This is a genomic window from Bradyrhizobium sp. 521_C7_N1_3 (assembly GCF_052075975.1).
In the GTDB taxonomy this organism is placed as follows: domain Bacteria; phylum Pseudomonadota; class Alphaproteobacteria; order Rhizobiales; family Xanthobacteraceae; genus Bradyrhizobium; species Bradyrhizobium japonicum.
Map to the genome: position 1 here is coordinate 4851082 of NZ_CP197232.1, position 19742 is coordinate 4870823.

General features: G+C 64.2%; 18 protein-coding genes and 1 pseudogene. 16 read left to right on the forward strand and 3 right to left on the reverse strand.

What is annotated here, in order from left to right; all coding sequences use genetic code 11:
* The first annotated feature begins 1 nt into the window (after position 1).
* From AB7008_RS22280 to AB7008_RS22290, 3 genes are read left to right on the forward strand one after another with little or no spacing between them, the layout of a single operon-like run.
* On the forward strand, positions 2–2053 hold the full coding sequence (locus AB7008_RS22280) for an FUSC family protein (RefSeq protein WP_441259545.1): 2052 nt from the start codon (positions 2–4) through the stop codon (positions 2051–2053).
* On the forward strand, positions 2050–2256 hold the full coding sequence (locus AB7008_RS22285) for a DUF1656 domain-containing protein (protein ID WP_014496057.1): 207 nt from the start codon (positions 2050–2052) through the stop codon (positions 2254–2256). Before AB7008_RS22280 ends, AB7008_RS22285 begins: the two co-directional genes overlap by 4 nt.
* Entirely contained in the window at positions 2253–3119 is an 867-nt protein-coding gene (locus tag AB7008_RS22290; RefSeq protein ID WP_212482260.1) for an efflux RND transporter periplasmic adaptor subunit, read from the forward strand. The genes AB7008_RS22285 and AB7008_RS22290 overlap by 4 nt, the downstream gene beginning before the upstream one ends.
* A gap of 717 nt (positions 3120–3836) precedes the next feature.
* On the opposite strand, the gene AB7008_RS22295 is transcribed toward AB7008_RS22290, so the two are convergent.
* From AB7008_RS22295 to AB7008_RS22305, 3 genes are all read right to left on the reverse strand, one after another.
* On the reverse strand, positions 3837–5048 hold the full coding sequence (locus AB7008_RS22295; RefSeq protein WP_304493873.1) for an acyl-CoA dehydrogenase family protein: 1212 nt from the start codon (positions 5046–5048) through the stop codon (positions 3837–3839).
* Positions 5049–5067: 19 nt separating this feature from the next.
* Positions 5068–6177: a glycoside hydrolase family 172 protein gene (locus AB7008_RS22300; RefSeq protein WP_304493874.1), complete on the reverse strand. Its 1110-nt coding sequence runs from the start codon at positions 6175–6177 to the stop codon at positions 5068–5070.
* Positions 6178–6268: 91 nt separating this feature from the next.
* Entirely contained in the window at positions 6269–7894 is a 1626-nt protein-coding gene (locus tag AB7008_RS22305) for a long-chain fatty acid--CoA ligase (RefSeq protein WP_304493875.1), read from the reverse strand.
* Between the two features lie 163 nt (positions 7895–8057).
* Here AB7008_RS22305 and AB7008_RS22310 point away from each other — a divergent pair, with 163 nt between their 5' ends.
* From AB7008_RS22310 to AB7008_RS22370, 13 genes and pseudogenes are all read left to right on the forward strand, one after another.
* Positions 8058–9920: a flavin-containing monooxygenase gene (locus AB7008_RS22310; RefSeq protein ID WP_441259546.1), complete on the forward strand. Its 1863-nt coding sequence runs from the start codon at positions 8058–8060 to the stop codon at positions 9918–9920.
* Positions 9917–10723 (forward strand): shikimate dehydrogenase family protein, encoded by an 807-nt coding sequence (locus AB7008_RS22315; RefSeq protein WP_248882769.1) that lies wholly within the window; start codon positions 9917–9919, stop codon positions 10721–10723. The genes AB7008_RS22310 and AB7008_RS22315 overlap by 4 nt, the downstream gene beginning before the upstream one ends.
* 109 nt (positions 10724–10832) lie before the next feature.
* Positions 10833–11666 carry a lytic murein transglycosylase gene (locus tag AB7008_RS22320; RefSeq protein ID WP_028159276.1) on the forward strand — a complete coding sequence of 278 codons (834 nt, stop codon included), beginning with the start codon at positions 10833–10835 and terminating at the stop codon, positions 11664–11666.
* Between the two features lie 104 nt (positions 11667–11770).
* Positions 11771–11992: a hypothetical protein gene (locus AB7008_RS22325; protein ID WP_014496049.1), complete on the forward strand. Its 222-nt coding sequence runs from the start codon at positions 11771–11773 to the stop codon at positions 11990–11992.
* A gap of 12 nt (positions 11993–12004) precedes the next feature.
* Positions 12005–12427 carry a hypothetical protein gene (locus AB7008_RS22330; RefSeq protein ID WP_039149899.1) on the forward strand — a complete coding sequence of 141 codons (423 nt, stop codon included), beginning with the start codon at positions 12005–12007 and terminating at the stop codon, positions 12425–12427.
* Positions 12428–12815: 388 nt separating this feature from the next.
* Positions 12816–13262: a MaoC family dehydratase gene (locus tag AB7008_RS22335; protein WP_014496047.1), complete on the forward strand. Its 447-nt coding sequence runs from the start codon at positions 12816–12818 to the stop codon at positions 13260–13262.
* A 102-nt stretch (positions 13263–13364) separates the two neighbouring features.
* Positions 13365–13877: a hypothetical protein gene (locus AB7008_RS22340; RefSeq protein WP_248882771.1), complete on the forward strand. Its 513-nt coding sequence runs from the start codon at positions 13365–13367 to the stop codon at positions 13875–13877.
* Positions 13878–14166: 289 nt separating this feature from the next.
* Positions 14167–15324: a helix-turn-helix transcriptional regulator gene (locus tag AB7008_RS22345; RefSeq protein WP_441261230.1), complete on the forward strand. Its 1158-nt coding sequence runs from the start codon at positions 14167–14169 to the stop codon at positions 15322–15324.
* A gap of 222 nt (positions 15325–15546) precedes the next feature.
* The gene (locus AB7008_RS22350) at positions 15547–16521 is read left to right on the forward strand and encodes a helix-turn-helix transcriptional regulator (protein WP_248882773.1); all 975 of its coding nucleotides are present in this window, start codon (positions 15547–15549) and stop codon (positions 16519–16521) included.
* 135 nt (positions 16522–16656) lie between these two features.
* Positions 16657–16905, forward strand: coding sequence for a DUF6894 family protein (locus AB7008_RS22355; RefSeq protein WP_014496043.1), 249 nt, complete (start codon positions 16657–16659; stop codon positions 16903–16905).
* Positions 16886–17107, forward strand: a complete 222-nt coding sequence (locus tag AB7008_RS22360; RefSeq protein ID WP_441259547.1) for a hypothetical protein — start codon at positions 16886–16888, stop codon at positions 17105–17107. Before AB7008_RS22355 ends, AB7008_RS22360 begins: the two co-directional genes overlap by 20 nt.
* A gap of 144 nt (positions 17108–17251) precedes the next feature.
* A pseudogene (locus AB7008_RS22365) lies at positions 17252–18363 on the forward strand (helix-turn-helix transcriptional regulator).
* Between the two features lie 108 nt (positions 18364–18471).
* On the forward strand, positions 18472–19590 hold the full coding sequence (locus tag AB7008_RS22370; RefSeq protein ID WP_441259548.1) for a helix-turn-helix transcriptional regulator: 1119 nt from the start codon (positions 18472–18474) through the stop codon (positions 19588–19590).
* Positions 19591–19742 lie beyond the last annotated feature (152 nt).

The following is a 19742-nucleotide window of genomic DNA, read 5'->3' on the forward strand; positions in this document are numbered from 1 at the left end:
CATGCGCGCAGACGAGCCGTTCCTGGTCCGCCACGCGGACGTCATTTTTGCGTTGAAGACGTTTGCCGCGTCGATGCTGGCGCTCGTCATCGCCTTCGCCATGGACCTGCCGCGGCCCTATTGGGCGATGGCGACGGTCTACATCACCTCGCAGCCGCTGGCGGGCGCGACCAGCTCAAAAGCGTTCTTCCGCGTCATGGGTACGCTGGTCGGCGCCACCATGACGGTGGCGCTGGTGCCGAACCTGATCGATGCGCCGGAATTGCTTTGCCTCGCGATCGCGCTCTGGGTCGGGCTCTGCCTCTATCTGTCGCTGCTTGACGGCACGCCGCGCAGCTACGTCTTCATGCTGGCGGGATACACGGTCGCGTTGATCGGGTTTCCCTCGGTCTCCGAGCCCGGTGCCATCTTCGATACCGCCATTGCGCGGGTGGAGGAGATTTCCCTTGGCATCATCTGCGCGAGCCTCGTCTCCACCATCGTCTTTCCTCGCAGCGTCGCGCCGGCCGTTGCCAATCGCGTCGATGCCTGGCTGTCGGATGCGCAGCGCCTGAGCCAGGCGGTGCTGCTTCGTCAGGGAACGAGTGAAACGCGCCGCGGCAGCCGCCTCAAGCTTGCGACCGACATCGTCGAGATCGACACGCTTTCCACCCATCTTGCGTATGACCGGCTGGCCGATCGCAATGCGGTGATCGGCCTCGGCGAGATCCGGCTGCGCATGCTGATGCTGTTGCCGGTGATCGCCTCGCTGGAGGATCGGCTGGCAGCGCTGGGGGAGGAGGCGTTGCGCCGGCAGCCCGAGCTGAAGCGGCTGCTGGAGGCTCTTGCGCAATGGATTGCGAGCGACGTCGGCGCGCGGCAACCGGCCGCGCTGATCCGCGCCATGATTGCAGAGCGACAGGCGGTGCTCGATGACAGCGCCTCATGGGAGCGGATCATCACTACGAGCCTGCTGTTGCGGCTGCGCGAGCTTGTCGACCTCTCGCGCGACTGCCGCGTGCTCAGCGAGGCCATCGCCGAGAGCCGCAATGTTTCGACGCTCGATCTGGCCTTCCGTTCCGAGGCCGGCGCCGCGCCGGTACGCCATCGCGACCGCGGCCTTGCCTTGTGGTCGGCGGCCGGCGCGGCCACCGCCATCCTGATCTGCTGCGCGTTCTGGATCGGGACCGGCTGGCCCGACGGCGCCTCGGCGCCGATGATGGCGGCGGTCGCGTGCTCTTTCTTTGCCGCGCAGGACGAGCCCGCACGTTTCATCCGCAGTTTCGGCCTGTGGTCGCTGGTCGCCATCGTGGTCGTCGCGATCTATCTGTTCGCGCTGGTGCCGGCGATCTCCCATATCGAGGTTCTGATCGTCGCGCTGGCGCCGACCTTTCTGCTCTACGGCTTCCTGATCGGACGGCCGGCAACGGCGGGAACAGGCATGGCGCTCGCGGCCAACACCGCAACGCTGTTGGCGCTGCAATCGACCTACAGCGCGGATTTCGCATCCTATGCCAATTCGGCGGTCGCCTTCTTCGTCGGCGTCGTGATCGCCGAGCTCGTGACGCGGATCGCGCGCGGCGTGGGCGCGGAGTGGGTCGCCCATCGCCTGGTGCTGTCGAGCTGGAAGACGCTCGCGGTCGCTGCCGAGCGCCGTGGCAAGCATGATCGGGCAGAGTTTGCCGGCCTCATGCTGCACCGTCTGGGCCTTCTGGTGCAGCGGATCGCCTTCCTCTCCGAAAGCGATCGCCGCGATGCCGACAGCCTCGTGCAGCTTCGAATCGGGATCAATATCATCGACCTGCGCCGCGCCCGCTATGGGCTTGCGGCGACCACCATTGCCGTCATCGACGACATGCTTGATCAGCTCGCCATCGCTTGCCGCAGCCATGCCGGTGGAGGGATGCCGACCGAGCTGTTGACCAGCGTCGATCGGGCCCTGGCCAAGGCGGTGACGGATTCCAATGACAGCGCGCGCGAAGACGCTCTGATCGGCCTCGTCGGCATCCGCCGCGGCCTGTTCCCGGACGCACCGGCCTACCGTCCGCGTACAGGCGAGAGTGTTGCCGCATGAGATACGTGATCGACATCTATGGCGTGCTGGTGCCGGCTCTGCTGCTGTGGATCATCGTCGCTTATGCGCTGAGCGCGGTGCTGCGCCGGCTGATGCAGCGCTTCGACCTGTACCGGCTGGTCTGGCACCGTGCGCTGTTCGATTTCGCGATTTTCGTCTGTCTTCTCGGCGGCGTCGTCTATCTCTCGGAGTTTTTGCCATGAAGGGGAATTTCGCCTGGTTGGGCCGCCTTGCGCTGACCGTTCTCGCCGTCGTCGCCGCGCTCGCGGTCGGCCGTGAGCTTTGGGTCTATTACATGGAGCAGCCCTGGACCCGCGACGGCCGCGTCCGCGCCGATGTGGTGCAGGTCGCGCCTGACGTCTCCGGATTCGTCACGGAGGTGCTGGTCAAGGACAACCAGAAAGTCCATCGCGGCGATGTGCTGTTCCGGATTGATCGCGAACGTTTCGCGCTGGCCCTGCGGCAAGCCGATGCATCGGTGGCGGGTCATCAGGCCACGCTCGACCAGGCCAATTCCGATTTGAAGCGCTACAGCACGCTGACGACCGACGCGGTGTCGCAGCAGAAGCAGGAGCAGGTGTTGGCCACCCAGCTCCAGGCCAAGGCGGCGTTCGATCAGGCCGTCGCCGACCGCGCGGTCGCCCAGCTCAACCTCGATCGCAGCGAGGTCCACGCCTCCGTGAACGGTGTCATCACCAACATGGATCTGCGTCCCGGCGCCTACGTCACGGCCGGCAAGGGCGTGATGGCGCTGGTCGACACCGACACGTTGCATGTGGAGGGTTATTTCGAAGAGACAAAGCTCGCGCGCATCCGCACCGGCGACAAGGTGCGGGTCCGCCTGATGGGCGAGACGGTCACGCTGTCGGGCCATGTCGAGAGCATCGCCGCCGGCATCGAGGACCGCGACCGCGCCGAGGGAGCGAACCTGCTTGCCAATGTCAACCCGACCTTCAGCTGGGTGCGGCTCGCCCAGCGTGTCCCCGTGCGCATCGCGCTGGACAATGTCCCCGACACCATGTCGCTCGTCGCCGGCCGCTCTGCGACGGTAGAGGTATTGGACTAACGCAACGAGCCCATGGATCGCGCCTGGCTTGGGGAAAACCGCCAACAGGCGTTTCAATGCCAAATCGCAGGGCTAATCCTGACGCGCTTGTGTGAGTCGGGGGACTTATGGGCGTTTGGTTTTTAGTCCTAGCAGCCTGCGTCGTGGGCGCGTTGCTCCTTTTGGCATTCTGCCGATAGAGCCGACAGCGGACGCAAATGTTGCTGCGAAGCATCAGCCAGCCGTTGAATAGCGGTTCCAGACCGATGGTTTTTGACTGTGCATGGATGACCGCGTTCACTTCCGGGATCGGAGGCGGACATGAGCTGGTTGTTTGTGTTTCTCATTGCCGCGAGCGCAGTCGTTCTGATCGCCCACGCGATTGACGCGATGCGTTCCTGATACGGCCTGCGAACGGTTTCGTCGGTAGCTTGGTAAGCGACGAAATTGTTCCGAGGCGGGCAAGCGTCGGAATCGGTTTCGTCGGTAGCTTGGTAAGCGACGAAATTGTTCCGAGGCGGGCGAGCGTCAATTTGAGGAACCTGGTCCTGCGGGCCAAGGTTGTCACAGCAGGAGGAATACGATCATGCTTGCGTTCTATCTGCCGATCATCATTTTCGGAGCGATGCTCGAAGCAATTTCGAAGCAAAATGTATCTGCATCCGTCCAGGAGCCGCCAAGCGTCGATTAGACCCCGATGCTCAGGCGTCGAATCGGGACTGACGAACCAACGACTGCTCACGCATTCGAGTATTTCTTCAGCTCGAACCGCGCGATCTGGTTTCGGTGCACCTCATCCGGCCCATCGGCAAGCCGTAGCAGGCGCGCGGTCGCGTAGGCCTGTGTCAAGCCAAAATCGTTCGATGTGCCGCCACCGCCGTGCGCCTGGATGGCCCAGTCGATGATCTGGCAGGCCATGTTGGGAACGGCGACCTTGATCATCGCGATCTCGGCTTTGGCGACCTTGTTGCCGACCGTGTCCATCGCATAGGCGGCGTTGAGCGTCAGCAGCCGGGCTTGCTCGATCATGATGCGGGCTTCCGCGATGCGCTCCTGCGTCACGGTCTGCTCCGAGACCGGCTTGCCGAAGGCGACGCGGCTGCGCACGCGGCGGCACATCTTTTCCAGCGTGCGCTCGGCCAGGCCGATCAGCCGCATGCAGTGATGGATGCGGCCGGGACCGAGGCGGCCCTGTGCGATCTCGAAGCCGCGGCCTTCGCCCAGCAGCATGTTCTCCTTGGGCACGCGCACATTGGTGAAGACGACCTCGGAAGCGCGGTCGGGCACGCCGTAGAAGCCGAACACGGGGAGGGGACGCTTGACCTCGATGCCTGGCGTGTCCATCGGCACGAGGATCATGGATTGCTGCTTGTGGCGGTCGGGATTGTCCGGATCGGTCTTGCCCATGAAGATGCAGATCTTGCAGCGCGGATCGGTGGCGTTGGTCGTGTACCATTTCCGCCCGTTGATGACGTAATGGTCGCCGTCGCGCACGATCGAGCTTTCGATGTTCGTCGCATCGGATGACGCGACCGCGGGCTCGGTCATGGCGAAGCAGGAGCGGATTTCGCCGGCGAGCAGCGGCTTCAGCCAGCGCTCCTTGTCCTTCTCCGTGCCGTAGCGCTCCAGCACCTCCATGTTGCCGGTGTCGGGCGCCGAGCAGTTGAACACTTCGGGCGCCAGATGCGTGCGCCCCATCACCTCGCAGAGCGGGGCATATTCGAGATTGGTGAGACCCGCGCCGTGGCCGGACTCCGGCAGGAACAGATTCCAGAGCCCTTCGGCGCGCGCCAGCGGCTTCAGCTCCTCGACGACGGGATAGACCTTCCAGGGCCCGAGCTCCTCCGCTTCGCGATAGAATCGCTCCTCGTTCGGATAGATGTGCCGGTCCATGAAACTCTCGAGCTTGCGCTTGAGCTCGACGACTTTGGTCGACATTGGATAGAGCATCTTTGGTCTCCTTGATCGACTAGCCGATTTCGAGATAGTCGGGATCGGCCAGCTTCGGGAAGGGCGGGGTCGGCAGCGCCTGGTACCAGAACGCGACCGAGGCGATGTCGTCCTGCAATGGAAGATACTTCGCCTCCTTGACGCCCGGCAGCCAGCCCAGCGCCTGGATCGTCACGCGCAGATCGGAGCGGAAGCGCACGGGATCCGGGATGTGCCAGCGGTACAGGCCGAAGCGTTGCTGCGACTGGTAGACACCATCGGGACGGATCACCTGCGGCAGGCCGGCATAGGGCGTGGTGAATTCCTGGTAGCGGGATTGCCCCTGGCCGGCATGCGCGACATAGGGATCGAAATTATAGGCACCGCAGAAATAATCCTCAGTGCCGGTGCCGCAGATGGTCGGGAATGCGCCGTCGCCGTCGATGAAGAACTTGATCTCGCCTTCGCCCCACCAGCCGTTGTTGTTGACGCCCCAGGCCATATAGGTGCCGACGTAGTGGCCCGCACCGTTGACGCCATCGAGGATGGTGTAGACCTCCTTGTACGGTAGCGGATTGGTGCGCCGGAACTGTGCATGGAAATAGGCGCAGTCCTCGGGCACCTCGGTGAGCGTGTAGTTGATCTGGTAGTAGACCGTGAGCTGCTCCTCGCTGCGGTTCTCCAGCGTGAAGCGCGCGCGCGTGCGGAACGGCATCTCCCAGTAACAGTTGAAGGCGCGGCCGGGATTGACGCAGACCGCGAGCGAGGACACCTGTGCGAACTCCTCCCATCCGCAGGCGAAGAAATCGCCGGCCGGGCATTCCACGCTTGGCTGCGTTTGGTCGTCCCAGTAGATGCGCAGGATCGAATGGCGCAGCCGCCCGCGCGCCAGCGTCATCCAGACCTGCTGGATCGCGCCCTGGCCCTGAATGTCGGCGAGCGTAAAGGTCGCGCCGGGCTCGACGACGACATAGGGCGAGATCTTCCAGCCCTGGCCGAGATCGCGAGCCTGGCGTGCGGCGGGGCCATCGACGGACATGCCACCCTGGCCCTTCTCGCCGGTGAAATTCTCGGGGCTGATCGAGCGCGTCTGCGCATTCGAAAGGCGCGACAGATTGCCGAGATGCAGGCCCAATCCGGAAAACGCCATGCCGTCCTCGATCCCTGGAGTTAGCGACACCCCGATATATCGCCGTCGAATCTACCAAAAGATGAAGACCGCGCGCGGCGGCGCGCGTACTTCAGGCGACACGGTACTCCCTGAACCTCTCGCGCAACGCGGATTTGAGCACCTTGCCGGTGCCGGTCATCGGAAATTCGTCCAGGAATTCGACGGCGTCGGGCATCCACCAGCTCGCGATCTTCGGGCGCATGTGGTCGAGCAAGGTCTTGCCGTCAATGGTCGCGCCCTTCTTGCGGACGACGAGGAGCAGCGGACGCTCCTGCCATTTTTCATGGCTGATCGCGACCACCGCGGCCTGAAGCACGTCAGGGTGGGACAAGGCGACGTCCTCGAGCTGGATCGAGGAAATCCATTCGCCGCCGGACTTGATCACGTCCTTGGAGCGATCGGTCAGCGTGACGTGGCCCTGTGGATCGATTACGGCCATGTCGCCGGTGATCAGCCAGCCGTCACGGTCGAGGCCTTCGTCGAGCTTCATGTAGCCGGAGGCGACCCACGGCCCGCGTGCTCGCAGATGTCCGACGGTCTTGCCGTCGCGCGGCAGCTCGTTGCCGCCGTCGTCGACGATGCGCAAGGATGTGCCGAAGCAGGCGCGGCCCGACACCTGGCGCCGGTCGAATTTCTCCTTGTCGCCGAGATGCTCGGAGCCGGGCCGCAAGCCCGGCATCGAGCAGCCCAAGGCCTCGGTCATGCCCCAGGCCTGGACGTAGTCGATGTCATAGTCGCGCTTCAGCTTCTCGACCATCGCGCGCGGCGGCGCCGAGCCGGACGACAGCGTCGCGCGCAGGGTCGAGAATTTATTGCCGGTGCGACCCAGCCAGTCGAGCAGGATCAGCCAGAAGCTCGGCACGCCGGCGGAAAGCGTCACCTTCTCGCCTTCGAGCAGCTCATAGAGCTTGTCGGGCTCATAGTTGCGGCCGGGCAGCACCAGCTTTGATCCCGTGTAAGGCGCGGTGAACGGCATGTTCCAGCCGTTGCCGTGGAAGAGCGGCGCCATCGGCATCATGACTTCGCGTACGCCTTCGAGATGTCCCGGCAGGAAGTCGAAATTGCAGCAAGTCATCGTCTGCAGGATGGCGGCGCGGTGCGAGTAGATCACGCCCTTGGGGTTGCCCGTCGTGCCTGACGTGTAGCAGATGGTGGATGCGGATTTTTCGTCGAACTCCGGCCAGGCGAAACCGGCGTCGTTCTCGCTGGCGAGGAGATCCTCGTAGCAATGCACGTTCGCAAGCCTGGTCTCCGGCATCCGCTCGCGCGAGGACATCACGACGAAGGCCTCGATCGTCTTCAACTGCGGCGCGATCGCCTCGACCAGCGGCAGCGTGGCGCGGTCGATGAACAGCAGCCGGTCTTCGGCGTGGTTGATGATGTAGACGAGCTGCTCGGGGAACAGCCGCGGATTGATGGTGTGCAGCACGTAGCCCATGCCGGGCGCGGCATAGAACATCTCGAAATGGCGGTGCGTATTCCAGGCGAGGGTGCCTACGCGGTCGCCTTGCTTCATGCCGAGCCGCTTCAGCGCCAGCGCCATGCGCTTGATGCGTGGATGGGCGTCGGCGTAGGTGTAGCGATGGATGTCGCCCTCGATCTCGCGCGCGACGATCTCGGCTTCGCCGTGATAGTCCGCGGCATACTGGATCAGGCCGCTGATCAGGAGCGGCATGTCCATCATCAATCCCTGCATGGTCTCCTCCGCAGCCACGTCGTTGCGCGGCATATGTTGTGATTTGCGCGTGAGGTTAGCGGAACGTCATGCGGCGTTCACGCAAAAAGCGAGGGACGCGATTGCATGCGTCACTTTTTCGGGGCTAACTGATCCGAAGCAGCGTCCGCCGTGGAGGAAATCAATGTCAGCGGAAAGACACAAGACCGGTGCAGCCGGCGAATCTACGGTCGATATTTCCGCACTCCGCGCGCGCTATCGCGACGAGCGCGATCGTCGCCTGCGCGCCGAGGGCAAGGCGCAATATGTCGAGGTCGCAGGCGATTTCGGCCGCTATCTCGACGATCCCTGGGCCGATCCCGGATTTGCGCGCGCTTCTGTCAGCGAACAGACCGAAGTTCTCATCGTCGGCGGCGGCTTCGGCGGCCTGCTCTGTGGCGCGCGCCTGCGCGAGGCCGGCATCGAGGATTTTCGTATCGTGGAAAAGGCCGCCGATTTCGGCGGCACCTGGTACTGGAATCGCTATCCCGGTGCGGCCTGCGATACCGAGAGCTACATCTATCTGCCGCTGCTGGAAGAGACCGGCTACATGCCGGTGCGCAAATATGCGCGCGCGCCCGAGATCTACGAACACTCCCGCCGCATCGGCCGTCACTTCGGCCTCTACGAGCGCGCGTTGTTTCAGACGATCATCTCGCGGATGGAATGGCAGGAGCAGGAGGGACGCTGGCTGGTCGAGACCGATCGTGGCGATCGCATCCGCGCGCGCTTCGTCATTCTCGCCGGTGGCCCGCTGAGCCGTCCGAAGCTGCCGGGCATTCCCGGCATCGAGACCTTTAGGGGACATAGCTTCCACACCAGCCGCTGGGACTATGGCTACACCGGTGGCACGGCCGAAGGCGGTCTCACCGGTCTCGCTGACAAGCGCGTCGGCATTATCGGGACCGGCGCGACCGCCGTGCAATGCGTGCCGCATCTCGGCCGCTCGGCGAAAGAGCTCTACGTCTTCCAGCGCACGCCATCGGCAATCGGCGTGCGCGACGACCGTCCGACGGACGCAGGCTGGGCGCAGAGCCTGAAGCCCGGCTGGCAGCGCGAGCGCATGGACAATTTCACCGCGGTCATCTCCGGCGAGCCGTTCGAACGGGATCTGGTGCAGGACGGCTGGACCGGCCTGCTTGGCGAGATCCTGCTGGCGCCGCGCCGCCAGCCGCAGCCGGTGACCTCGCTCGAAGAGGCGCTGAAGGTCATCGAGCAGGCCGACTACCGCAAGATGGAAGAGATCCGCGCGCGCGTCGATACCGTTGTGAAGGACGAAGCCGCCGCGGCGGCGCTCAAGCCCTGGTACAAGGCGTTCTGCAAGCGGCCATGCTTCCACGACGAGTATCTCGACGCCTTCAATCGTCCCAACGTGCGTCTGGTCGACACCAAAGGGCAGGGCGTCGAGCGTATCACCGGGAACGCCGTCGTGGTTGACGGCAAGGCCTATGAACTCGACTGCCTGATCTATGCCAGCGGCTTCGAGGTCGGCACCGATTACGCCCGCCGCATGGGCTTCGAGGTTTATGGCCGCGACGGCGTGAGCTTGTCCGAGCGATGGCGCGATGGCGTCAAGACGCTGCATGGCTTCTACAGCCGCGGCTTCCCGAATTGCTTCCTGATCGTCACGGTGCAGGCCGGCCAGAGCGCCAATTTTCCGCACATCATCGACGAGCAGTCGCAGCACATCGCCTATGTGATCGCGGAGGCGCGCAAGCGCAAAGCGCGGACGCTGGAGCCGACGCTCGCTGCCGAGAACGCCTGGGTGGAGGAAGTCGTCAAGGCCGCGCTCGGCCGCCAGACCTATCTGGCCGAATGCACGCCGGGCTATTACAACAACGAGGGCGTGTTCGATCCGATCGCGGCAAGAAACAGCCAGTACTGGCGCGGGCCGGTGGCGTTCCTGCGGCTGCTCGACAAATGGCGCAAGGAAGGCAATTTGGATGGCCTGGAATTGACTGAGGAGACCGACGCGGGCGGCGCTCAGGTTCCGGCTTCAACGGCATGATCCCGGCCCCATCAGGCGCGACGCGGCTCTACGTCATCGTCGGCGATCCCATCGCGCAGGTGCGCTCGCCGGCGGGCGTAACAGCCGCCTTCGCCGCGCGCGGCCATGACGGCATTCTCGTGCCGGTCCAGGTCGCGCCAGCGGATTTGCCGGATTTCCTATCGGTGGCAACGCGGCTGAAGAACCTCGACGGCATCGTCGTGACCATCCCGCACAAATTCGCCTGCTATCAGGCCTGCGCCAGTGCGACCGAGCGCGCACATTTCCTGCGCATCGCGAACCTGATGCGCCGGCGCGCCGACGGCTCATGGCATGGCGACATGGTGGACGGCCTCGGCTTCGTCGGTGCGGCGCGGGCGAAGGGCATCGATCCTCGGGGCATGCGGGCACTGCTGGTCGGCGCCGGCGGCGCGGGATCGGCGATCGCACTTGCGCTGGTCGAGGCCGGCGTGAGCGCTCTCGCGATTCACGACGGCGCACCCGAGCGCCGCGACGCACTGATCGGCCGGCTCAACGGGCTCGGCAGGACGCCCGTGCGGGTCGGCACCGGGGATCCCGCCGGCTTCGATTTCGTCGCCAATGCGACGCCCGCCGGGATGAAGGAGGGCGACCCGCTGCCGGTCGATGTCGCGCGGCTTGCGCCGTCGGCCTATTGCGGCTGCGTCATCACAAAGCCCGAAGTCTCGCCCTTCATCGCTGCCGCCCGCAGGATCGGCTGCGTGACCGGGACCGGTACGGACATGTACGAGCAGCACCAGGGCATCATGGTGGATTTCCTGCTCGGCCGTGACGGGGAAGGCTAGGCGGTCGCCCCGGTTTCATGCGCCGGATGGGGCTTGAGCGATCAGGGCCGACGTAGGATCATGGGCCCGCGCGAGCCGGTCGCGCACGTTTACGTGAGAGGACCAGGGAATGACCAAGGGCAGGACCGTTGCGACGGCCATGATCGGCGCTGCAGCGCTGCTTCTCTCGCTGGCGCCCATGTCCCTGATATCCATGGCCGAGGCCGCGCAATGCGGCAGCTCCCCGGCGGGCTTTGAGGCCTGGAAGCGCGAGTTCAGCGCGGAGGCGCAGGGCAAGGGCGTCGGCCAGACCGCGCTTGCGGCGCTGATGCAGACCAATTACGCCGGTGCCACGATTGCGGCCGACCGCGGCCAGCGCAGCTTCTCGCTGACGCTCGACCAGTTCCTCGCCAAGCGCGGCGCCACCACCATCGTGGCCAAGGGGCGGCAGCTTAAGCAGTCGCAGGCTGCCTTGTTCGCCTCGATCCAGCAGCGCTACGGCGTCCCGCCGGGGCCGCTGATCGCGATCTGGGGCATGGAGACCGGTTTCGGCAGCCAGCGTGGCAACCAGAACATGCTGTCGTCGATCGCGACCCTTGCCTATGACTGCCGCCGTCCCGAATTCTTCACCGACCAGCTCTATGCCGCCCTCAAGCTGATTGACCGCGGCACGCTGTCGGGGGCGACCCGCGGCTCCATGCACGGCGAGGTTGGCCAGACCCAGTTCATGCCCAAGAACATCCTGGCCTATGGCACCGGCAATCTCGAGGTTGCCGCCAATGCGCTGAACTCGACGGCGAATTTCCTGAAAGCTCACGGCTGGCGCGCAGGAGCCGGTTACCAGCCGGGCGAACCGAATTTTGCCGCGATCGAGGCCTGGAATGCTGCCGGCGTCTATCAGAAGGCCATCGCCCTGATGGGACGGCAGATCGACGAGGGAGGAGGGGCGGCCGCGTCGCGTTGAGACCGGGTGAGATGAGGCAGCGCAGGAGAAAGTTCTTGCGTTGAGGAACTGACGGCACGAGGTTTGCTTTGATCGGGGGCAGGGCTGGCATGAGGAGACTCAATATGGCTACCCAGATCGTGATGGACCAGACTGGTGACACGCGCCACGAGTTTGATCCTGACAATGCCGAAGCGCTGGCGCGAGCCGAACGGCGCTTTCGTGAGCTGACCGGAGCGGGCTTCACCGCCGCCTATCGAACCGGACCCGGTGAAGTTACCCGCATCAAGTCATTCGATCCGACCGCGCAGGAAACGCTGTTCTATCCCCGCCTGGTCGGCGGTTGATCTGAGCTGCTCATGATCGCGGCAGTTTGGCTCCGTGCGCCGGCGCGTGCGCGTCTGCATGCGCTGCGCGAGCTCTATCGGCGCTTCTTCGGCGAGAACACGCCGGATGCCCGCGGCCGCCGGCTATTGGCCGAATGGCTGTCGCCGGCGCAGCGCGCGCAATTCGAGCAGCATCGGTATTTCGATGTCATCGGCTGCGATACCGGCAAGAGGTATCGCATCCACTACGGCACGGCCGCCAATGTCCATGAGATCGACGACGAGGGGCGTGCGGCGATGGGGTGGTGCTTCGTCCCGTCAGGCTTTCTCGTGCCCGGCGACGTGATGCTGGCGCAGAAGGTCGCGCTCGAGACCGACGAGAACGCGGCAATCGCGCTCGCTAACCGGTTTCCGCCGGCCACGCATTCGGAGCACTTCTACCGGCGCCCGTTCTAGCGGCCGGAGGGCGTACAGATCAGGAATGCGTGGTGCGGTAGGCATCCAGCGCATGCGCCGCGAAGACACCGACGCTGCAAAGGGCGAGCACGGCTGAGATCAGCTCGATCATAGCTCGTCCTCCCGCAGCGGCTGGGAGACGAGATTTTGGCAGCAGGCATAATCCAGGATCACGTCGAGGAAGAATTGCATGGTGGCCGTCCCTGTATGATTTTGACAACCAGATAACCGGCAATCTGTTTCAGGCGTGTTTCGTCGTTTTGGGAAACGGGTTTCGCGGGGAACCCGGGACTGGTTTGTGCACCGCAGATCCGCTACATCCCGCGCGGCTTAGTCCTGCAGCCGGGCCTTTCCGGCCGGGCAGCAAGTCATATTGCGAGGCAAAATCATGGCGCAGGTCGAGTGGTTCGACGATCTCACCATCGGAATGCGGTTCAAATCCCCCGAGGTGCAAGTCACCGAAGCCGACATCAAGCGCTTTGCAGCCGAGTTCGATCCGCAGCCGATGCACCTCGACCACGAGGCCGCCAAGCAGACCTTGTTCAACGGCCTAGCTGCATCAGGATGGCACACCGCCGCGATCGCCATGAACCTCGCGATCCAGGCCCGCCCGTTCGGCCCGCATCCGCTGATCGGCGCGGGCGTCGACGGCCTGCGCTGGACCATCCCGGTACGGCCCAATGACCGCCTGCATCTGGTCGGCGAGGTCATGAGCCTGACGCCGTCGAAGTCGAAGCCGCAGGGCATCGCGCTGGTGAAATGGACCATGTTCAACCAGAACGGCGAGGAGGTTTACACCTTCACCCCGATCGCCATCATCCCCAGGCGGGTGTAAGGCCGGCGACGTCCAGCATCGGCCCGGATCGGACTCCTCGAGCCCTTGCGGGCCGCAGGCCGAGGTGGTCATCTCCGCGTGGGGAATACGCTGGAGGCTGACATGAGACGATTCCTTCTTGCCGCTTTGCTGAGCGCGGGCGCCTTGGGCGTAGCCATCTCAAGCACAGGGTCGGCGCTCGCGCAGCAATCCCGGGTCGGTGACTGGACCATCGAGAAGCGCGCGCAGGACACGCATTGCAATGCGAGCCGCGGCTACAAGGACAAGGAAGACGAGAACCGCGACTACGTCATCGTGATCACCTATTCCGAGAAGGCCATCGTGATCGTGATGATCTATGACGGCTGGGAGTGGGACAAGGTCGGCGAGATCCTCCGGGCCGACCTCGGCACCGATGACGCCGACATCATGAAGAAGGCGAAGTGGGAGGTCATGGACAAGACCACCGTGCGCGGCATCTTCGAATACGACCAGTCGATCATGGACCGGCTGTCGAAGGCCAGGCGTCTCTCGCTCGATTTCGAGGACGATGACGAGGACAGCATCGAGATGCAGATCCCGCGCGCCGGCGAGGCGCTGGCCGCGCTGAAGTTCTGCGAGGAGAACCGGAAGTAAAGTGCTGCGCCGCGCACTGTGCGCGCGATCGAGCAAGCCGTGCGAGGGCGCGTGACCCACAGCACACAGCCCGCGCGCTGTTCGCTTTTATCCTAGTCTTTGGCGAAAACGTCCAAGCCGCACCCTGCGGTTGACGTTACCCAAGGACGATGTTCGATACTTTGGCATCTCGCTGCACTGCTTTTTCCACGCCGAAGGCGACGATTGACCGCTCCGTCGCCTCTGCCAATCTCCCATGCGCAAGCTCCCCTCGTCACCGGGGCCGCACGCCGATCGCATCGTCGTTCCGATGACGATCCTCCAGGCAAACCGGTTCTCGTCTCTCGTCGGCGAGATCTACGATGCGGCGGTCGATCCTACGCTGCGCAGCGGCGCGCTGGAGCAGGTTTCACATTTCGTCGGCGGGTGTGCCGCGACCATCCTGTCCCGCGACGCGGCAAGGCTCTCGATCGAGATTCACCAGCATTTTGGCACTGAATCCCGCTTCCGCCAGCTCTACCGCGACAGATATGTCGAGCAGGATCCTCTGCTCGATCGTCATGTCGCCTTTGCGGCCGGGCAGGCCATCGGCGTGACCGATATCATGCCGCACGCGGACTTCGTGACCACGAGCTTCTATCGCGAGTGGGTCGAGCCGCAGGGCGCGATCGACCTCGCGACCGTTGCGCTCGAGAGATCGGACGCGCGTACCACGGTCTTGCAGGTGTTGCGCCACCGATCCCGCGGAACCGTCGACGAGGCGATGCGCGAACGCATGCGGCTGCTCGCACCCCACATCCAGCGTTCCAGGATCATGGGCCGGCAGATCAGGGCGCGCTCGCACACCGTGGACGACCTTGCCGATGTTCTCGATGGCCTGAGCACGGCGATCTGCCTGCTCGATGCGGATGGCCGGGTCGTCCACGCCAACGCGGTGTGCCGGCAGTTGTTCGTCGACGCAAACCTGCTCACGATGGTCGGCGACCGGATCGTGGTCCGCAACACCCAGGCCGATAAATTATTCCGCGGCCTGTTCGAAGTCGTTGCGGATGGTGAAGCTCATCCGGCTGGTCGTCGCCGCATCGAGCTCGCGACGTCGGCGGACGGTCAGCACTATCTCGTCCATGCCCTTCCATTGAAGCGGGAGCGCAGCCTGCCGCGAGACGTCGCGGCCACGGTGCTTCTCGTACAAAAGGCCGCGATGGTGCCATCGCTCGTGCCCGACGCCATTGCCGCGGCCTTCGGACTGACGCGGTCCGAATTACGCGTGCTGATGGCCATCGTCGAGGTCGGCGGCGTTCCCGATATCGCGGCAAAGCTCGGCATTGCCGAGACGACGGTGAAGACGCATCTCGGCCGCCTGTTCGAGAAGACCGGTGCCGGCAGGCAGGCCGACCTCGTGAAGATCGCCGCCGGCTTCGCCGCGCCGTTTGCACAGCGAACGAGCCGCGACGACGACACCGTGTGATTCATTTCACAGCGCGAGCCGTGCGGCGATGCAATTTCAATCCATCGTGATGAGCGGGATCGTCAGGTCCTCCGAACGTATGACGCGTGTCATTTGATACTTTCGTATATGGCGCCACTTGAATGAGAAGGGCAGCGTGCGCCACGGAACAATGCGCGCCGGCACCGGACGCGGGAGCCGACAGCGCGTGGCCGGGCCTGCCTGTCGGTTGGAGAAATCGCAGTGAGCGGCAAGGATGAATTTTCCATTCTCAATGTTTCGACGGACCACATTCCCGAAGACGCGCGTGTGCCGCTGCTGCGCGAATTCTACTGCCGCGGCGTGCTCAAGGCGGAGGTCGAGCCGACGGACGAAAAGCCGTTCGCCGCGAGCCTCACATCCCATGGCTTGCCGGACGTCCAGCTGGTGATCGGCGGGCTGGTCGGAGCGCGGGTCATCCGTACCAAGCAACTGGTCGTTGACGGCAACGACAGCCTCGGCCTGATGATCAACCGATCCGGCATCGTCGAGGTATCTGCGCGAGGACGAGATCTGCGGCTTCATCCCGGTGACGCGGTTCTGACGAGCGCGGAGGACGCGACGATCTACGAACGCCTCTCGCTTGGAAATTGTCTGTCGCTGCGCGTGCCGCGGCGGGTGCTGGCGCCCATGATCGTGGACATCGACGACGCCGTGATGCGAATCATTCCGGAGCGCGCCGCTGGACTGCGCCTGCTGGTCGACTACGCGACGTCTCTGGTGCGCGAGCGCGCCCTCGCGGTGCCCGCATTGCGCCAGCTTGCTGTTGCACATCTCCATGATCTGATGGCGCGTGTGCTCGGCGCGACGGATGAGGTTCACGAGCTGGCCGGGCGCCGAGGCGTCAGGGCCGCGCGGCTGCGCAAGGTGAAGTCCTTCATCGTCAACAATTGCTGGCAGCAGGACCTCTCGGTCGCGACCGTGGCGCAGGAATTCGGCGTGACCACACGCTATCTCCAGCGGCTGTTCGAAGCCGACGGCAAGACGTTCTCGTCCTTCCTGACCGAGCAGCGCCTCAAACGCGCGCATCGCATGCTGCGCGAGCCCGACTTTGCCGGGCGGCCGGTGAGCTCGATCGCCTATGACGTCGGCTTCGGCGATCTCTCTTATTTCAATCGTTGTTTTCGGCGGGCCTATGGCGCGACGCCCAGCGGCGTCAGGAGCGGCGAGGCGCTGTGATCGCGCGCGGTGCGCGGTTGGTGCGACCAGGCGGGTGCCTATCGCAGTGCGCGTAATCGGCCGACTACGTCTTCCGATGCGCGGAGTAGAACGATGACGCTGTGTTTCGGACGGCGCCGGCAGTTGGAGTTGTGAATGCGCCGCTTCTTCTTTGATCTCCTGGTCGACAATGTCGTGAAGATCGATCCGGGCGGCATGGTTTTCGAGCAGGCCAAGGCGACGTTCGTCGTCGCCGACGAGATGGCGAGACATCTGTTTGTCTGGCGTGACGACCTGCGTGATCGCGACGCCTGGATCCGCGTCAGGGATGCCGGCGGGCGAGAGGTCTATCGCGCCGCGGTCTGGTCGGAGAATTCCGAGAAGGTTGGCTGGGACCAGGCATGACCGTTCCGGCTTCACCTTCCAGGGCGGCAACGCCGGCAACCGGTCGCGGCGCCAGGTGCTCAACAATGCTGGGCTGGCAGGCTTTGGCTTCGACTACCGCACCACCCAAGACGTGTCCGTGTTCGGCGCGGTCGAGGGCATGATGATGTCCGACCAGAGCCGCACCGGTACGGCGAAGGGTGGCGTTCGCGTCGCGTTCTGAGCCGCCATCAGCCCCGGCGGCTTGAGCGCGATGCCCGCCGGCCGGGCTCCATCCGCCCGGCCGGCGCCTCCTCCGATCGGAGGACGTCGCATGCTGCGGTTGTAGTATGCTTGGTGATATTGATCACTCAGGCCATTTCAAGCCATGCACGGACTACGGAAGCTGCCCGAACTGGTCGAGTCCATCTATGACGCGGGGCTCGATCCCTCGCTGTGGAACAACGCCGTCGCCGGCATCCGCGATTTCGTCGGCGGGCAGGCCTGCGGGCTGTTTTCCAAGGACTCGATCAGCAAATTCGGCGTCACCCATTATTATTGCGGGGCCGACCCGCGCTACATCCAACTCTATTCAGAGACCTATTCGAAGTTTGATCCGCTGACGGTGCTGCCGCCGCATGGCGAGATCGTCAGCATCCCCGATCTCGTCAATTTCGATGAATACCGGAAAGGGCGCTTTTACCAGGAATGGATGCAGCCGCAGGGTTGCAGCGATGCGGCCAATGTCGTGCTCGAGAAATCGAGTTGCCCCGTGATGATGACGGTGCTGTCGGGCCGGCGGATGGTGGATCCGGCGATGAAGCATCGGCTCTCGCTGATTGTGCCGCACGCCAGCCGCGCGCTGCTGATCAACCGCGCCATCACCTCGCATCTGACGCTGGCGACGGCGCTGGCGGATGTTCTGGACAATCTGGCGTCCGGCATCTTCCTGCTCGATACCTTTTGCCGGGTAGTGCACGCGAATTCGGCCGGCCACGCCTTGCTTGCCGCCGACGATGTGGTCCGGTCCGTTGCCGGACAGCTCGTAACCAGCAGCGCCGAAGCCAATCAGACGCTGCGCGAGGCGTTTGCGACCTGCAATGACGTTGTCCCGCTTGCCGCGAGGGGCCGTGCGATTCCACTGTTGTCACCCAGCGGCGAGCGTTATGTCGCGCACATCCTGCCGCTGTCGTCCGTGCTGCGCAATGGCAGCGAGCGGGTGGTGGATGCCGCTGGTGCGCTGCTCCTGCGCAAGGTATCGCTTGGCGGACAGTCCTATGGCGAGCTGATCGCACGGACCTTCGACCTCACGCCGGCCGAGCTGCGCGTGTTCCTGTCGATCGTCGAGATCGGTGGCGTCCCGGAAACGGCGGCAGCGCTCGGTATCGCGGAAACCACGGCGAAGACGCATTTGCATCGGGTATTCGCCAAGACCGGCGTTTCGCGTCAGGCCGATCTCGTCAAGCTCGCGGCCGGATTCCCAATCCGCTCGTCAACTGATCGGTCAATTGCGGCCGGAGTTGAACCTTTTGCTCCCGCGATAGACTCAATTGTGCCGCCGGGCATGACGAACATTCCGCTATTTCCAAGTCACGATTGGCTGTTCTGATGTCCCGACCTCCCAAACAGTCCGAGTTGATCGAGAATATATATGACGCAGGTCTCGACCCTGAGTTGTGGAGCGATGTTGTCGTCAAGCTCAATGCGTTCATCGGCAGCCAGGCTTGCGGGCTGATTTCGAAGGATCCGGTCAGCAAGTCCGGCGCGACGCATTACTACTGCGGTGTCGATCCGCACTACATCCAGCTCTATGCCGAGACCTATGCCCAGTACGATCCGCTGGCGCGGCTGCCTCGCTATGGCGAAGTTCGTAACATTCCCGATCTCGTGAATTTCGACGAATATCGCCGCGGGCGGTTCTATCAGGAATGGCTGCGGCCCCAGGGCTGCGTCGATGTCGCCAGCGTGGTTCTGGAACAGTCGAAGTCGCCGTGTCCGATGCTGATCACCGTGATCCCCGGCAAGGGGATGCTCGATGCGGAGCAGCGGGCGCGGATGCAATTCCTGGTTCCGCATGCCAGCCGGGCGCTGCTGATCAACCGCGCGATCGAGCGGAAGCAGCAGCGGGCGATTGCGCTCGCCGATGTCGTGGATCGGCTGAATGCCGGCGTCATCCTGCTGGATACGGCCTGCAACATCGTCCACAGCAATCCTGCCGCGGACAACTTGCTCGCCGCCGATGATGTCCTGCGGTCTGTCGCGGGCCGGCTGGCGGCACGATCTTCCGCGGCAAATTCGGTGTTGCGCGATATCTTCCGTGACGCGGGCGAGGTTGCCGTCGCGGCGGCTGCTGGGCGAAAGATTCCGCTGATGTCGCATGACGGCTCCTACTACGTCGCGCACGTCATCGCGCTGCCGTCGTTGTTGCGTGAAGGCGCCGTGGAGCGCACGTCGGCGGTCGGCGCCTTGTTGATCTGGAAGGCGGAACTAGACGGTCGCTCATGCGCCGGGCTCATCGACCGCGCGTTCGAGTTGACCCCTGCGGAGCTGAGGGTCATGCAATCGATCGTCGAGGTCGGCGGTGTGCCGGAGACGGCCGTGGCGCTCGGTATCGCGGAGACGACGGTGAAGACGCATCTGCATCGAGTGTTCGCGAAGACCGGCGTCTCGCGTCAGGCCGATCTCGTCAAGCTCGCGGCTGGATTCTCCAATCCGGTTCTGCACTGACGCGCATGCCGAAGGCGCAGGCGAGTCGCTCCGGCTCGCGATAGGTTCAAACAGCAGCATCATTAGAAAGTTATCGCGGGTCGTTCGATCGAATGACGCGATTCTCCGCGCTCTCTTCTACGAGAGCTCACACGTTTTCCCGTTCGACGCGT